Below are 14,236 nucleotides of genomic sequence, written 5' to 3'. Positions count from 1 at the left end.
TATATTAACAACATATTAAGTATAAGTAAATTAAATTAATAATAATTTAATTTACTTATTTAAAGGGGATTACATATATGAACGATATTAATGTTGGTCACAAAATTATGACATTTAGAAAAGGTGCCGGATTAACCAGTAAGCTTTTAGCGGAGTTAGCTGATATAACACCTTCCATGTTAAGTCAGATTGAAAAAGGAATTACAAACCCTTCATTACAAACACTAAAATTAATTTCTGTAGGATTAAATATTCCATTGTTTAATTTTTTCTTAGAGGATACCAATACAGAAGAATTAGTTGTACGAGCTAACCAAAGGAAAAAAATAACTTTTCCTGAAAGCGGCAATGTTTCGTATGAGCTATTATCTCCTAATTTAGATGGAGCACTAGAATTGGCTTTAATGAATCTGTTACCTCAAACTGCTTCATCTATGGAGCCTGTGGCACATAAAGGGGAAGAAATAGCATTTATTATGGAAGGACAAGTGAAACTATATCTAAATGATGAGGTTTTACTTCTCAATACAGGTGATAGTGTTAAAATCCCACCTTATGCAAAGCATAAATGGGAAAACAACTCTTTAAACAAAGTCACTGTTATATTTGGAGTAACTCCACCATCTTTTTAATTTCAAATACTAGCGAAGAAAAGTTAGAGAAAATAATTCTCTAACTTTTCTTGTATACATAACTTTATTTTAAGAAAGTAAAAAACTTATCTCTCAATTATATGAGATTATAATCTAAACGATTAAAAGTAGTGAAATAGATCTTTTTAATTACATACTTAATTTACTTTTTAATGTCCAGTATTTTTCTCCATTCGCTTCAAAAGAGAATTCTACCCATCCATTTGGATCTTCACGATAAATAAAGATGGTTGTTCCAGGAGTTACTGTACCAACTTTATTCTCCTCGACAGCTACATCTGGTCTACTTTTAATTTTTAAATTAAATGGATAAGGTACCTGATAGTAAGTAGCTGATGATACAACATTTGAGCTTGAATCGTCTGCATACATTTTATATGGAATTTCATTAGATAACGCGTCGACATCTAATGTTTCAGGATTCTTTGGTAATTTTTTTGCATATGTATAGTCTTCTACACGAAACGGTTTAATACGTTCCATAATGCCTGCAATTTTCTTAGCCCAGCCTTTATCTGATGCATATTTCACGTTCATGCCAGTTAATGTTGGCCCGTTATAATACATACCGCTTTCTTCCAAATATCTTTCTCGTACATAATTAGCATTATAAGCAATGCTATCGCCGTAGCTTGGTAAATATTTCGCATATTTAAACGGATCTCCATCATATGCACGTAGACCGAATAGATTATGTTTTTGATATGCGATTTCTGATTTTCCGTATCCAGATTCTAAAATCGCATGTGCTGCTAAATAATGAGCACTCACACCATATTGATTTTGCGCATTGATAAAATCTTGCCCATGGCCAACTAAAGGACTATCCGAATGATATTTCGCAATAAAACTATCAATCTCTTGAGCTGTAATTTTCGAAGCCACTGTTAAATTTAAATCTTCATATGAGGTAGCAGTAATAATCTCTTTTTCATCGTTTAAATTTTGTTGTAACATATCTGTTTTTGCAGTAAGTTGAGCAGCTTCAGCACGTGTTATAAATCTATTTGGTTGCCAACCGTTCTCGGTACCATTAGAGATTTTTAAATCTATTAAAATATTGGCGTATTTTTCTCCCCAATGCCCTTTTAAATCTTCAAATCTAACCTGCTCGTTATGATTTGCTGTGCTTTGTAGTTTATATGCATTTACTAGCATCGTAGCCATAGCAGCGCGAGTTACTTTTCCAGATGGATTGAAGATTCCATTACCTTCACCCTTAACAATACCAGCTCTTTCAGCAGCAGCAATATAAGGAGTAGCCCAGTGATTTTGTGAATCAGTAAAAGATGGTTTTGCATTAGGATCAATTTGTATCCCTAAAACTTTTGTCATAATTTTTGTAGCCGAAGCTCTGTCCAATGAGTCATTTGAACCAAAAGTTCCATCTGGATAACCATTCAATACCTGTTTATCAACTAAATAATTAACAGATTTATCGGCCCATACAGGAACATCAGGGAATGTATGAGTATCTGCTAAAATATTAGAAGAATAGGATAATATAGATCCTGCAAGGATACCTGTTGCAATTAATTTGTGCTTCATTAAAATAAACACCTCTACCATTGTATTTATCAAATTGGGATTTTCTATTTACATGTTTGTAATAATAATAAAATCGTATTATCACACATTCAATTTGATGTAACGAGTATAGTTACTTATATAAACAAGTGTCAATGAATGTCTTTTACAAAAATGTATAATGTTTACATTATTTTAAATTTACATGATCTTATAATTGACTTATGTATAAATTTTGTAAAGGACCTTTTGATAGATTACTTATTAGCTTACCTGAAGAAATCTCTTTAGTAGTTAATTTGCCAACCTTTCTTGTTTACTATTAATCAATTAAAAAAAGAATTTTTTTGTTTAAGAGCTACTTTAAAATCTTAAGTTGATGGATGTGTGAACGTACCGCTACTAAAATTCTTGCTTTTAAATCATTATTAATGTATTATGTTTACGTATCAATATAATGATTATAGTATATAAAAAGGAATCAAATCTATAAGTAAGATTTAAATCCTTTTCCAAGTCAAAAAGACTTTGCCAAAATCTCATATAATTTATGCTTGTCTTTTTAATATGTATCTAGTAAAAACATATTTTTTATCAATGGAATTCTGTTTTCAATATAAATTGAAACTTTTAAATAGATGTTTATTTAGTTTCGATAATAGAAATTAGTGTTCTAAACAAGGAATTATACAAAGTGATCTGAAAAACCTGAGAGATATTGTATGTAGTTTGCTCATCTCCAGGTACTACAATAAAAGAGCCTTACCTCTCTAGGCAAGACTCTACTAGTTTAGTTGTATAATATTTACATGATAACTAAGAAACAGAAAACATATAACACCAAATAACAGCACCCTATTACTCCTCCTACAGCTAATACCTGTTTAACCCAACTCTTAAATTTTTGATTACTGTAAATCGCTTGCACTCTTTCCATATTTCCTCCTATTAAGGAGAACCCTTAAAGACTCTCACCTCGCTATAGTACCATTTAAAAATGAATAATAGAGATCTAATGTATAAATATGCAATATTGCATACGAAAATGTATTGTTATAATTGTAAGCGCTTACTATAATAAGGTTATAAAGATTTATCACATCTTAATACGAAAAAGAGGAGAGAATAATATGGAAATCGCAATGGCAGTTTTAAAATTTATAGGTGGAGCAATCCCATTAATTCAAGAACTTCTAAAAGCATTTATGTAAATTCACTATTTAGCAATTATTTATAAAAATTATCATACAAATAATCTGTATATCAAAAATGAATTGGCTTACATATCATTTGCGTGATCAAGGTCCCTTTAACATGACTAAGGGGCCTTTTTAAAATTTTTAAATAATTAAGGTTACGTCACATCACCATCAAGTTAGCAAAATAAAATGAAACTTTAACTTGATGGTGATGGGGTAACAGTTGTGATTTAGAGATAAGATCAGATTATACAAAGTTTTGCACGTCAGCGATACCGGAAATAAAGTTCGCCTTTAGTAGCAAGGATCCCCAATAAAGATAGTCAACTTGCCTATTTAGGAATAGGAGTGTCCATTTAAATGATGCGTTCCAAGGCACTACTCTTCTTCTAAAATAGCGTAATAATATTCATCCCACCATTCATTCCCATGTGGTATACACTTCCTGAAATAGCCTTCTCTTCTCATTCCAATCTTCTCCATTACTCGATATGATGGGGTATTTTGTGGCTGACATGTAGCTATAATCCTATGTAATTTCATTTCCTTAAAGCCATATTTCAAAGTAGCTTGTGCTGCTTCAGAAGCATATCCTTTATTGAAATATTTAGGATTGAACACCCAACCAATCTCATATGTATGCTCACCAAAATATTTATGAAAAACTATATGACCAATCAGAATATCTTTATCAATTAATACTACAGGAAAGTTCTTAGCGTTTTCACCAATGTTTTCATTCACAAAGTTTCTTGTATTTTCTTCAGTAAAGACCCCTTCAGGTATGTATTTCATAACATTGATATCTGATGTATACTCATGAACAGCTTGCCAATCTTTGAACTCAAATTTTCGTATTAATAATCTTTCTGTTTTTATAAACATTTACTTTTCCCCCTCAAAAAATTGCAACTATATTTAAACTCTACTTTTAAGGTGAAAATACGGGCCAAACAAACTATCTTACAGCTTGAATTTAGAAACTTTAGGGTTAATGCTTTGACAAATATATTATATAACAAATATTAACATCCACGGGATTTGTTTTTGAAAATTATGCGAATTAAGAAAGAAAGTAGTTTTTTCTTAGATATTATTGTTAATAACTGATGGTATCATTATATTTCATTCTGCAACTTATTTAGAAAGGCTATGTACATTTCGAAGAAGTTTTTCAATAAGTTTTGTTTTTTCATTTACCTTTGTGGCATATGTGAAATCACCATAACAATATGGATACCTAAAATTATTTTTATTTCCACCACAAGTATACATCGCTGGTTTTTGATCAACTTTCATCTTAGAAAATTTTTTGGCCGAATCCTCCGAGTGTTGTTTAACTTCTTGACTAGCAATAAAATCAATATACCCTGGCCCCATATTATAACTTTGAATAATTGTATCTATGCTAACATCCTTGTCCGTTCCATATTTGTACATTTTAGCAAAGTGCTTTACCCCTTGTTTAATGCTCAAGCTTGTCTCTTGAATTTCATTTGGCTTTAATCCAAGTGATTCGGATGACTGCATAGGGTCGTTTCCCTCACCTCTACTCTCTTGATACATAATTCCTAATAAAATTGGTGTTTTCTCTCCTAAATTATATTTTTCTAATTCTTTTTTTAAGGTGGACTCATATTGCAATACACGTTTTTCAGTGGCTTGCGCTTTATTTTGTTGAATATTGGTTTTATGATTAAAATATAGCATTCCAAGTATTGTTCCTAAGCCTAGAATACTAATAAGGAACACTTTTATAATTTGTTTTTTACTTGTATCCTTCATATATTCCTCCTCGTATAAGAAATTCAATTTTTCAAAGGTAATTGGTTATATACAAACTATGTAATGAACATCTATCTCCCGCCCTTTTAGACTCATACATCAATACTTTAAGGTTTCAAGTTTAATATAAAAATTTAAAGATAAGGTAAAGATAAGATAAAGTTAAAATAAAGGGTATTTTTAGCGTGCTTTAAAAGATATTGCTACAAAGGGATATGGGGGACAACTTGTTGATATGAATGGATTTAGTGATAATTGAAAAGTTATTGTGCAAGTTATTAATTATGGAGATATCATTCCATAAGATTTAACCCATCTTTTCAATATACTTTATATAAAAACTACAACGTAACATATAATAAAAAACGGCGAACCCTCCACCTAGGAGAATCCACCATCACAAATAACTGATTATTTCATACCTAGTTTTTCTTTTGCTTTTTTAGAGCGCTCGTCTTCCTGCACTTCCTCCCAAGCTGTTACACCTTTTTTATCTGAATGATATACAGGTAGGAATGCTTCTTTACGAAGATTCTTTTGTGCAATAAATTCTAACTCTTTTTCTTTACCTTCCTTATCAAAACCCGAGAATATATATTCATACTCCTTTCCCATCACTTTACCATCCATAGATTTTGAAACTCCTCCTTTTCCATCCATGGCAATTTAAACGTAATATTCACCTTTACCAATACAATTGATATCACACCCAACTAAAACACTTGCAAATACAACTTCCTTATTTTTTACGTACCTGTGTATTTTTATCTTTTTACTCACTTTTATTTTTCTTTCTTAACTAACTTATTTAAGATAATCTCATATAAATTAATTAACGAATTAATGCTATTTGCGGCATAAAAAAGAGAGGCGTCTGCCCCCCTCTTAGAAATGAAATTCAGCTTGCTGTTCTTTTGTAATTGTCCATCCCCCTCATCGCTAAAGATTAACTTATCTAATATAATCTCCTCAGGCTTCCCCTAATGAATAGACCTACGCTACCTTCTTTCTTCACCTTGAATTTGTTAACATTATCATTTTTCTCCTAACTAAGATCTTTTACTTTTACTAATTTCATATGAGAAATTCCCTCCAAATGTACACACTAAGAATGAGATTTGATAGAAGATGCTTGTCTACATTTTGATTTTTCCAAAATACGAATAATATACCATTCGTTAATGGTCTGATTCGACTTTCTCTATTAAAACTGGAACATTTAGTAAAATGTATTAAGCACGCAAATAACTTGATATCGTATCTCATGATTTTTAAGAATGATTCTGTTTTTCATTGTAGTAGTAAAGTTATTTATCTCATATTGAATTACCTTTCATTTTTCTTACAAGCTCGCAATGTTTTTGAAAATACAGTTTATAAAGCCGAGAATTATTATTTTTTGAGAGATAGCATTGAGGAGTTTTTCATATGCACTGTACTATACGGTACTAGATTCCCGTACAGATTTCATTTACAATTCATTGTATTTTCTTTACCGTTCGCCAAGTTAAAATGGAACAAATTTATTACTTAGAGTGTCTATTATGTGTATTCCTAAAAATATGAAAGGACTTATTATTCTCAAAAGTAAAGTGATGTAAAAAAAGTGTGTATTGAAATACTTCATATAAATGTTACGAGTTTAATACTTTCACAGGTAAACTATTTCAAATGTAAGCAAAAAAGAAACACCCTAAACAGTAACCGTTCATTCATATAAACACTTTGGTTCTGCTTAGCCTGTTAAAATTCAACTTCAGAAGTATTGGTATCCAACACCCACTTTAAATTAACATCGGTATTTAAAATACCAAAACAAAATCCATATATTTTTGAAAGAGGTTGAAAATTCATGTACGTTTTAAACAAGTTCTTTACCATTTCACATTACAAAAAGATTGTACCTGTCGTATTACTTTCATGTGTAACACTAATAGGGTGTTCTAATAGTAATACTCCATCTGAACCACCTAAGCAAACAAAACAAATAAAGCAAATTAAACAAGAAAATACAGGTCATGATTCTTTTGCTAAGCTTGAAAAAAAATATAATGCTAAGCTTGGTATTTATGCTCTGGATACAGGTACAAATCAAACTGTTGCTTATCATTCAAATGATCGTTTTGCATTTGCCTCTACATCTAAATCATTAGCAACGGGAGCTCTTTTACATCAGAACTCAATAGAAGCTCTTGATGAAAGGATTACGTATACGCGTGAAGACCTTTCTAATTATAATCCAATTACAGAAAAGCATGTGGATACAGGAATGACGTTAAGAGAACTTGCAGATGCTTCTGTTCGATATAGTGACAGTACAGCACATAATTTAATTCTTAAAAAGTTAGGTGGTCCATCCGCATTTGAAAAAATCTTGAGAGAAACGGGAGATACGGTTACTAAATCTGAACGATTTGAACCTGAATTAAATGAAGTACACCCTGGAGAAACGCGCGATACCAGTACACCAGAAGCGATCGCTAAGACACTTCAATCATTTACATTAGGATCTGCACTTCCAACAGAGAAACGTGAATTATTAGTAGATTGGATGAAGAGAAATACGACTGGAGATAAGTTGATTCGTGCGGGCGTACCAAAAGGATGGGAAGTGGCTGATAAAACAGGCGCAGGATCTTATGGAACAAGGAATGATATTGCAATTATTTGGCCACCAAATAAAAAGCCAATTGTTCTTGCCATCCTTTCTAATCATGATAAAGAAGATGCAGAATATGATGATAAGCTTATTGCAGACGCTACTAAAATCGTGTTAGATACCTTAAAAGTTACGAATAAAAACTAATAAATTAATAGTTTTCCGTGTTAGGGGGGGATATTCTCTGATAAGAGTAACCATACATGAACGTCAAACGATGCTAGAAAACGATAAAACACGCAGTTCCATTTGGAATTGCGTGTTTTTATTTTGCTAATTTATTTTGGATAACCGCTTGTGTCATCCAGTGCTGATTGGTTTGCACATGGTCTTTTCGAACAAATTACCTTTTCATTATAGGGGCCCCGATATAACAATGGAACGTGTGCAAGGCCTAACTTTTTACACCATGCAACTGTTGCATCCCACGATAAACATTCATTTTTCTCATTCCATATTGAAAAGACATAAAAATAGGACGTCAGTGCTATATAGTGAATACTATGACAAGCATACACATTTTCACCACATATCCGCCAGCCTTCTGGAATTCTATACCCCATACTTCCTTGTAACGTTTTTACCCATGTTCTCGATGGGTGATGACCACTTGATAATCACCTTGCATGAATAGCATCTTTATAAAGTGATGTAGTTTCACCATCTAACTTTTCTAGTACGACCACTTCTTGAGTTTCAAATCCGTCCATATTTTGTAGAACACGGTCATCACTTGTTACCCCTATCGACCAAGGAACGTGCAATGTTCATGAATATTTTACAAGCATTTTTTCACCTCTCTACTTCGCAAATACATCTGCATCTCGGAAAAAATATAATTTTGTAAGCATCTCATCACCGCAGTAATAATAGATTTCACGTGCTGCCTCTTCCCCGCCATGTAACATCTTCATATGAAAGCCTGTAATCATTAATACTTTCTCAATAAACTCCCATTTGAAACCAAGTTCCATTAAAAAGTGACAAGCGATATGGGTACTAACATATTCGTGACCATAATACGAATGGTACCCTTTGAGCTTTTTAAATACACGGCAAAACGGTTTACCTGTATCATGGAGTGCTGCAGCACTTTGCAGAAGAAATAAATCTTCCCCTACATAATTCTCTGTTAAATGAGCGTATACCATATATATGTGCTGACATAATGGTAAGGAATGATAGGGGTTTCCTTGATCATATTGAAATATATCAGAAAAGAACGGGATGTTCTTCATGACAAATTGAACACCACACCCATGCGTCTCCTCCTGTTTCACCATTACAGTTTGCTGTAAGTCCCGCTTTACTTGTACGTTCATGGTTTCTTGTAGTTCGAATAAGACGATACACAATCCGCTCTGGTTTTATGTAATCTATTGGCTTGAATCGTTACTTATATATATAGAGTGTCTCGTTAACACATCCTTTTTTTCCTAAAGCAGTGTAAATGGTAACCTCTGAATAACTCATAAATATCTTTATACCGATTATGATATTTATAATTTTCTCCCCAAGCAGCAATCAATATATTCTCCATTAAAGTTTTTTATTTCCAATATTTCATCTAACTTCGTACAATTAATTACTTCCTGTAGTAGTCTTTCTACTGTATCTATTTTTATCTCATTTGGTTTTCTCAATATTTTTCACTTCTATTGTTTGACTGATATGACAGGTACTTGCTCAGTGTCGGAAATTTTACAGTAACCAAAATAAAGTAGAAAAAACAATAAAATAATTGTCCAAATAAATATAAACACTTTATAACTATACTTCATATGAAAAACCTCATTTTTCCTATTTAAATGAATGTACATACACCGTAAATTTATTTACACAAATTTTTGGATGTTCCAAAAGTAGAGAATCATTAAGTTTTAGAAATTGTTATTCCTAAACACATACAAGAATTCTTCAAAAAAATATCATCTAGGCATTTTAACATTTCATCAAAATGCACAGATGATATTTTGTACGTTTAGCTTGGTAGTGCTTTTTATGTAATGAATTCTTATCTCTATTTCACCTTAATGTTTATATGTACAAGAGTCTGTGTAGCAACTAGACTGTACTTTAAATATGTACTACATTGTGTGTGGGAAAGGAAGCACATTTTATTTAAAGTGGTTACTTTAAACCCCTTAATTAGTTGGTAGTCTTCTTCATTCAGACAGAAAGGAAATTTAAAGTGTGCACGTATTATCAACTCAGACTCTTTACTACACACACTCCTATACACATAAAAACATCTATAGTTTTTTGTAACAATACGGAAATTACAAGAAATGTAATTGAAATAAATTTAACATTAATTAACGACTTCGTAATACAACTGTAACATATCATATTTAATCGTACAATACTTTTTTAACTAATTATCAACAAAGTTCTGTTAATATCGTTCAAATTTAATAATGTTCCCATAGAGTATTACAATTAGAGTTGCTTGTGTTTTATTTGGATAGATACGAAATTTATATGCTTTATTAATTATCATTCATTTCAGCTCCATTTCGGCATGTGTCTCTTATACAATAAACATATATTTGAAAGATAGTGGAGTAACAGTTTATGTATGTCGAACAATTAAGATAGCTTCCTGCCATCTATTGTCCAAAGCCAATTCATCTCCACCTACTCAGTTCGCGGTCTTTAAGGAAGGAGTCTTCTTGGCTAAAAAAAGTGTTAAATGGTTATACAATACAACAAAATATTCTATCTAAACATTATCGAATTTTAAATAAAGAAAATTAGTGATATGGCTATAAAAGTATAAAAACTATTAACAAAGCATCTTAATGTTTATGAAATGCTTTGTTAATAGTTTCTCTTCTCCCTAATCTCCTGCGAGACTATATTTTTTATTGAAATTTTCCATATCTTATTTGATTTATTTATTCTGTAACACCAGATTGGGTTACTTTTACATCAGCTGTTACACGAAAACGTAAATGTTTATAGGATTCTTCCCATTCTTGACTGTTCCATTTTCTTACGTGAGTTCTACCAAGCTTTCTAAGTCCTATAGGATCTGTGTCTTTTTTAATAAATCTCTTTATCAATGTAGTTGCTTTTTTTTCTATTTCTTTTTCCATAATTTTTTCTAATTTTTTTATTTCTTTAGGATTATCTAGATTTTTTGTTTTTGTAAATTCTTGAATTTCAGCTTTAACTTGAATATGAGCATTTACGAATGGATGCTTACTATTCCCCTCCATCTTATATTTTGTTCTAGCTTTTATATTCTCTATCGTGGCATAAGTATTTGAAGAACCAGGTAGTTTGAATTGGTATGTACCTTGTTTAAAATTATCTGTCAACAATTTAAATACAAATAAATCTTTAGGGTTCACTTTATCAACCATTTTACATCTTTTAAAAAGTGCTATTCCATTTAACTCCAACACATTCCCTTTTTTAGATATCATCGGTAAATAGGAATCTCTCGCATCATCATCAAGTTGATTTAAAAACATAAAAAAGTTTGTTTTTGGTTGCGTTCCATTGTTCATATTTTGCTCCAGTAAAGAGGATAGATAAGAAGCAATTTCTTTTTCTTTAGAATAGTTCCCCTTTAATAGTGATTCCCCTTTTACATTTGTAATTGCTAAATAAATTGCATTTCCTACACTAGGATTGCGGTTCAAAGTCTCTAAAATTTCCTGCATTCCCTTTTCAATTATTTTTTCATTAAAAATAATAACACGCAATTGCCCCAACTCTAGAGGTCCAGAAGATTTTTCGGATGCTCTTGCAAGAACTTCTCTACCAGTCTGGCCTGATGCTGAATAGATTTTTGTTTCACCTTCCCCGCCTCCTTTATAAGCTGAAATCGCAAAGATTCCTTTTAGCTTACCTTCTGCTTCAGTATCATATGCCGCAACTTGAACTAAATCAATGTCATCCACAATTTTTGTTTTAGCACAACCTATTAAGAAGACACCTAATATAAGGAAAAGTATCCAGCGCTTCATGTTTATCTCCTTAACTTTATTTTGGCCGTTTGAATTAGCCATAGTACAGGTAGGTATACATATATATATACAAAGCCAATTTGACCTGTCCAAGTATTTAATAAGTTAATTTTATTACGGTTATTCAAGAAAAATGACAAAATAAAGATGAATATGATGATAACTGGCAAAACATATTTTTGCTTTATTCCCAGTGCCTCTTTTATACCACGACTTACTCCCCATAATGTAAAGGAAACATTGGGTAATATAAAAAAAGCCCAAACAGAAACAATAATGTATTCAAACCGCTCTATAAAGGGGAATTGTATAATTTTAATCATGCTTAAATATGCCCATATCGCGTTCGCAAGTTGCTTTTCACTAAAAAACGCAAGAGTTAAAATCATAAGGTATGTGTAGACAATAGTCGTTACTAAATTTGCATAGTGCGCATATTTTTGAGACGTTCTTGCCTTTTTAATAAATGGGTAGTACAACAATAACATTTCAAATCCAAAAAAACTAAACATATTTCCTTTCATTCCTTTCATAATTTCTAGAAATGAATGCTGTGCAATTGGAAATAAATTCCGGAAATCTGCATACTGCAAAGGATAAAAAAATGTGAAGATTAGAATGCTTGGGATAACGATTCCAAAGAAGCCGATTCCGGCAACTACACGAAATCCTCCAGTAACAATGTAATAACATAGACCCAAAAAAGCCCCCGCTATAACCCAAGATGAAATTGAAGGAAACATCCAAACATGTACTACTTCGATATAAGTATGTAGTGTTGTTGCACCTAACAATACAATATAGGATAAAAAAATGAAGTTGAGCAATCCACCAATCCATTTTCCAAGTACGTTTTGATTGATTGCAATGATGTCTCCATTACCCTGATTTAAAATCTGATATATGATCCAAATCATAACATTAACAGATATTCCAAAAAGTAGCGTGCTAATCCACGCATCATTTCCAACTAATTTTGCACTAATCCTTTCAAAACCAAGCATACCAACTCCCAACTGTATAGTAATAATTAAAAAAAATACCATATATGGCGAGACTTGATACTCAATTGGGATCTGTTTCATAATGCTCCTCCCTGTTAAATTCAATCATCAAAATCATTTCGTGATAGTATTTTATTTTTCTCTACCTCTTCTGGATTAAAGCGAAAACGCTGTTTAGACCTTGAAAAAATAGGACGTCGAAACATCGCTGAGATTGGCATACGTATAATGCTGTCTTTCCAATCTGTAGGACGTGTAGGATAAAAAGGGAACAAATAAGGACGTCTTAATGATTCTGTACGTAATAAGCGTACTAAAAGGAAAGAACTTGTTAAAACAATTCCTAATAAGCCCAATAGGTGTGCAGATATTATAAAAGGAAAACGAATTACTCGAATTGTATTACCAATTCGATATATTGGTGCTGTAAATGAACTAAGAGCTGAAAGTGCAACAATGATAATAAGTACGTTACTTGTAAGACTTGCTTCTACCGATGCTTGTCCAATCACAATACCACCTACTATACCGACAGTTAAACCCACTTTAGTTGGTAAACGTGCCCCCGCTTCTCTCAGTAATTCAATTGTTATTTCTAAAAAAAGTGCTTCAATTAATGGAGGAAAAGGTACTTTACTTCTCGATATGATTAACGTTTCAAGAAGTTCTTTTGGGATAAGCTCGTAATGATATGTTAAGATCGAGACATATAATGGAGTCGTTAAGACAGAAAATATAAAAGCAAAAAGCCTTAATAGACGAAAAAAAGAGGCTATAATCCAAGGCATGGTGTAATCTTCTGTCGTAGAAAAAAAATCAATTAATGTTGTTGGAAGAGTGATGGCATAAGGTGAGCCATCTACAAAAAGTGCAATTTTCCCTTCTGCTAATACAGCTGCCACACGGTCCGGACGTTCTGTATTCAAAAATTGAGGGAATATAGAATTCGGGTTGTCTGCAATTAACTGCATCAAATAAGTACTATCCAAAACATGGTCTGTTTTTATTTGACTTACCCTTTTTATAATTTCTTGTAGATTTTGATCATTTACAATTCCCTCAATAAATACAATCGCAACAGTTGTGTTAGAGAGAGATCCTACTTTCAATTCTTTCATTTGTAAATACGGTGTTGGAAGCTTTCTACGTACTAAATTTAAATTTACATCTAAATCTTCGACAAATGCGATTTGCGGACCCACAATATTGTATTCAATTTCAGCTTTTGTAATATCCCTTTTTTCTTTCTTTGACACATTTACTAACAAACAATTTAATTTATCTGTATCGTACTGAATAAGTATATAGCCATTTAAAATACTATCCTGAATATCTTCCATTTGATTTGTTATTTTTGAATTCTCAAAAGGTAAGACAGAGTGAATATCTTGTAACGAATTGAAGCTCTTCTCTTTTATATAAGTCAAAACCT

12 protein-coding genes and 2 pseudogenes are annotated in these 14,236 nt (G+C 31.8%); 4 read left to right on the top strand and 10 right to left on the bottom strand.

The window, feature by feature from the left end:
• Positions 1 to 77 precede the first annotated feature (77 nt).
• Positions 78 to 632 carry a helix-turn-helix domain-containing protein gene (locus tag ACO6VI_RS25765; protein ID WP_000997922.1) on the top strand — a complete coding sequence of 185 codons (555 nt, stop codon included), beginning with the start codon at positions 78 to 80 and terminating at the stop codon, positions 630 to 632.
• A 150-nt stretch (positions 633 to 782) separates the two neighbouring features.
• Here ACO6VI_RS25765 and ACO6VI_RS25760 read toward each other — a convergent pair whose 3' ends face one another.
• Positions 783 to 2,201, bottom strand: coding sequence for an S-layer homology domain-containing protein (locus tag ACO6VI_RS25760; RefSeq protein ID WP_063547320.1), 1,419 nt, complete (start codon positions 2,199 to 2,201; stop codon positions 783 to 785).
• 1,004 nt (positions 2,202 to 3,205) lie between these two features.
• Between ACO6VI_RS25760 and ACO6VI_RS25755 the strand changes: the two genes are divergently transcribed.
• The gene (locus ACO6VI_RS25755) at positions 3,206 to 3,391 is read left to right on the top strand and encodes a hypothetical protein (protein ID WP_063547319.1); all 186 of its coding nucleotides are present in this window, start codon (positions 3,206 to 3,208) and stop codon (positions 3,389 to 3,391) included.
• 366 nt (positions 3,392 to 3,757) lie between these two features.
• On the opposite strand, the gene ACO6VI_RS25750 is transcribed toward ACO6VI_RS25755, so the two are convergent.
• From ACO6VI_RS25750 to ACO6VI_RS25740, 3 genes are all read right to left on the bottom strand, one after another.
• A complete protein-coding gene (locus tag ACO6VI_RS25750) occupies positions 3,758 to 4,264 on the bottom strand; it encodes a GNAT family N-acetyltransferase (protein ID WP_000470146.1) in 507 nt (168 codons plus the stop codon).
• Between the two features lie 252 nt (positions 4,265 to 4,516).
• Positions 4,517 to 5,164: a lysozyme family protein gene (locus ACO6VI_RS25745; RefSeq protein WP_063547318.1), complete on the bottom strand. Its 648-nt coding sequence runs from the start codon at positions 5,162 to 5,164 to the stop codon at positions 4,517 to 4,519.
• Positions 5,165 to 5,575: 411 nt separating this feature from the next.
• On the bottom strand, positions 5,576 to 5,824 hold the full coding sequence (locus ACO6VI_RS25740; RefSeq protein ID WP_230387344.1) for a YxeA family protein: 249 nt from the start codon (positions 5,822 to 5,824) through the stop codon (positions 5,576 to 5,578).
• 1,192 nt (positions 5,825 to 7,016) lie between these two features.
• Between ACO6VI_RS25740 and blaIII the strand changes: the two genes are divergently transcribed.
• Positions 7,017 to 7,970 (top strand): class A beta-lactamase BlaIII, encoded by a 954-nt coding sequence (gene blaIII / locus ACO6VI_RS25735; RefSeq protein WP_161520453.1) that lies wholly within the window; start codon positions 7,017 to 7,019, stop codon positions 7,968 to 7,970.
• A 118-nt stretch (positions 7,971 to 8,088) separates the two neighbouring features.
• Here blaIII and ACO6VI_RS25730 read toward each other — a convergent pair.
• From ACO6VI_RS25730 to ACO6VI_RS25720, 3 genes and pseudogenes are all read right to left on the bottom strand, one after another.
• Positions 8,089 to 8,533, bottom strand: a pseudogene (locus ACO6VI_RS25730) (RNA ligase family protein).
• A 90-nt stretch (positions 8,534 to 8,623) separates the two neighbouring features.
• A complete protein-coding gene (locus ACO6VI_RS25725; protein WP_230387343.1) occupies positions 8,624 to 9,145 on the bottom strand; it encodes an HD domain-containing protein in 522 nt (173 codons plus the stop codon).
• Positions 9,146 to 10,218: 1,073 nt separating this feature from the next.
• Positions 10,219 to 10,323, bottom strand: a complete 105-nt coding sequence (locus ACO6VI_RS25720; RefSeq protein ID WP_080469798.1) for a helix-turn-helix domain-containing protein — start codon at positions 10,321 to 10,323, stop codon at positions 10,219 to 10,221.
• A gap of 182 nt (positions 10,324 to 10,505) precedes the next feature.
• Here ACO6VI_RS25720 and ACO6VI_RS25715 point away from each other — a divergent pair.
• Positions 10,506 to 10,577 (top strand): annotated as a pseudogene (locus ACO6VI_RS25715) (transcriptional regulator); the annotation flags it as partial.
• 143 nt (positions 10,578 to 10,720) lie between these two features.
• Here ACO6VI_RS25715 and ACO6VI_RS25710 read toward each other — a convergent pair.
• From ACO6VI_RS25710 to ACO6VI_RS25700, 3 genes are all read right to left on the bottom strand, one after another.
• Positions 10,721 to 11,800: a Ger(x)C family spore germination protein gene (locus ACO6VI_RS25710; protein WP_063547316.1), complete on the bottom strand. Its 1,080-nt coding sequence runs from the start codon at positions 11,798 to 11,800 to the stop codon at positions 10,721 to 10,723.
• Between the two features lie 2 nt (positions 11,801 to 11,802).
• Positions 11,803 to 12,885 (bottom strand): GerAB/ArcD/ProY family transporter, encoded by a 1,083-nt coding sequence (locus ACO6VI_RS25705; RefSeq protein WP_000809695.1) that lies wholly within the window; start codon positions 12,883 to 12,885, stop codon positions 11,803 to 11,805.
• Between the two features lie 20 nt (positions 12,886 to 12,905).
• A partial coding sequence (locus tag ACO6VI_RS25700) for a spore germination protein (RefSeq protein WP_422424406.1) occupies positions 12,906 to 14,236 on the bottom strand: 1,331 nt, incomplete at its 5' end.

Origin of the sequence: Bacillus sp. PSXD-155 (assembly GCF_049310765.1) — a bacterium.
Classification (GTDB): Bacteria; Bacillota; Bacilli; order Bacillales; family Bacillaceae_G; genus Bacillus_A; species Bacillus_A cereus.
The sequence above is the reverse complement of the archived record's forward strand: the minus strand, read 5'-3'. Positions and strand labels throughout refer to the sequence as shown.

Coding starts and splice junctions, on each gene's coding strand:
- ACO6VI_RS25720 (WP_080469798.1), bottom strand. CDS start 10,323: ATGATAATTAATAAAGCATATAAATTTCGTATCTATCCAAATAAAACA.
- ACO6VI_RS25710 (WP_063547316.1), bottom strand. CDS start 11,800: ATGAAGCGCTGGATACTTTTCCTTATATTAGGTGTCTTCTTAATAGGT.
- blaIII (WP_161520453.1), top strand. CDS start 7,017: ATGTACGTTTTAAACAAGTTCTTTACCATTTCACATTACAAAAAGATT.
- ACO6VI_RS25750 (WP_000470146.1), bottom strand. CDS start 4,264: ATGTTTATAAAAACAGAAAGATTATTAATACGAAAATTTGAGTTCAAA.
- ACO6VI_RS25765 (WP_000997922.1), top strand. CDS start 78: ATGAACGATATTAATGTTGGTCACAAAATTATGACATTTAGAAAAGGT.
- ACO6VI_RS25725 (WP_230387343.1), bottom strand. CDS start 9,145: ATGAACGTACAAGTAAAGCGGGACTTACAGCAAACTGTAATGGTGAAA.
- ACO6VI_RS25760 (WP_063547320.1), bottom strand. CDS start 2,201: ATGAAGCACAAATTAATTGCAACAGGTATCCTTGCAGGATCTATATTA.
- ACO6VI_RS25755 (WP_063547319.1), top strand. CDS start 3,206: ATGCAATATTGCATACGAAAATGTATTGTTATAATTGTAAGCGCTTAC.
- ACO6VI_RS25745 (WP_063547318.1), bottom strand. CDS start 5,164: ATGAAGGATACAAGTAAAAAACAAATTATAAAAGTGTTCCTTATTAGT.
- ACO6VI_RS25705 (WP_000809695.1), bottom strand. CDS start 12,885: ATGAAACAGATCCCAATTGAGTATCAAGTCTCGCCATATATGGTATTT.
- ACO6VI_RS25740 (WP_230387344.1), bottom strand. CDS start 5,824: ATGGATGGAAAAGGAGGAGTTTCAAAATCTATGGATGGTAAAGTGATG.